General features: G+C 66.0%; 1 protein-coding gene and 1 pseudogene. Both read left to right on the forward strand.

Annotation, left to right across the window (positions count from 1 at the left end; all coding sequences use genetic code 11):
- Nucleotides 1–567, forward strand: a 567-nt coding sequence (locus tag LPA35_RS26045; protein ID WP_228900256.1) for an electron transfer flavoprotein subunit beta/FixA family protein, incomplete at its 5' end; no start/stop codon positions are given.
- Nucleotides 568–1,163: pseudogene (locus LPA35_RS26050) on the forward strand (electron transfer flavoprotein subunit alpha/FixB family protein); the annotation flags it as partial.

A 1,163-nucleotide genomic window follows, 5' to 3' on the forward strand; every position in this document is an offset into this window, starting at 1 on the left:
TCCTGCGGCGTGGCCCAGTGCCAGGAAACCCTGCGCACTGCCATGGCCATCGGTGCAGACCGCGCCATCCTGGTGGAAACCGACGTCGAGCTGCAGCCCCTGGCCGTTGCCAAGATCCTCAAGGCCCTGGTGGACAAAGAGCAGCCCGGTCTCATCATCCTGGGCAAACAAGCCATCGACGACGACGCCAACCAGACCGGCCAGATGCTCGCGGCCCTGGCCGACCTGCCCCAGGCCACGTTCGCCAACAAGGTTGAACTGTCGGCCGACAAGGTCAGCGTGACGCGTGAAGTGGACGGCGGCCTGGAAACCCTGCAGCTGTCGCTGCCAGCGGTCATCACCACCGACCTGCGCCTGAACGAGCCCCGCTACGTCACCTTGCCCAACATCATGAAGGCCAAGAAAAAGCAGCTCGATACCGTCAAGCCCGAAGACCTCGGCGTGGACGTGGCTCCGCGCCTGAAGACCCTCAAGGTGACCGAGCCCGCCAAGCGCGGTGCTGGCATCAAGGTGGCCGACGTGGCCGCTCTGGTCGAGAAACTCAAGAACGAAGCGAAGGTGATCTAAATGTCGGTACTCGTTATTGCTGAACACAACAACGCGTCCATCAAGGGCGCCACGCTGAACACCGTGACGGCCGCTGTGGCCTGCGGCGGCGATGTGCACGTGCTGGTGGCCGGCCACAACGCCGGTGCAGCCGCCGCCGCAGCCGCCCAGATCGCCGGTGTCGCCAAGGTCATCCACGCCGACGCCCCTGGCCTGGAACACGGCCTGGCCGAGAACGTGGCCGCGCAAGTGCTCGCCATCGCAGGCAACTACAGCCACATCCTGTTCCCCGCCACCGCCAGCGGCCGCAACGTGGCCCCCCGCGTGGCCGCCAAGCTGGACGTGGCGCAGGTCAGCGACATCACCAAGGTGATTTCAGCCGGCACCTTCGAGCGCCCCATCTACGCAGGCAACGCCATTGCCACCGTGCAAAGCGCCGACAGCGTCAAGGTCATCACCGTGCGCGCCACGGGCTTTGACGCCGCAGCCGCCACGGGCGGTTCCGCAGCCGTTGAAACCGCCGCAGCCACCGCAGACGCTGGCAAGAGCAGCTTCATGGGCAGCGAAATCGCCAAGAGCGACCGCCCCGAACTCACGGCCGCCAAGATCATCGTCTC

The organism is Acidovorax sp. Leaf73, from assembly GCF_916855635.1.
GTDB classification, from domain to species: Bacteria; Pseudomonadota; Gammaproteobacteria; order Burkholderiales; family Burkholderiaceae_C; genus Acidovorax; species Acidovorax facilis.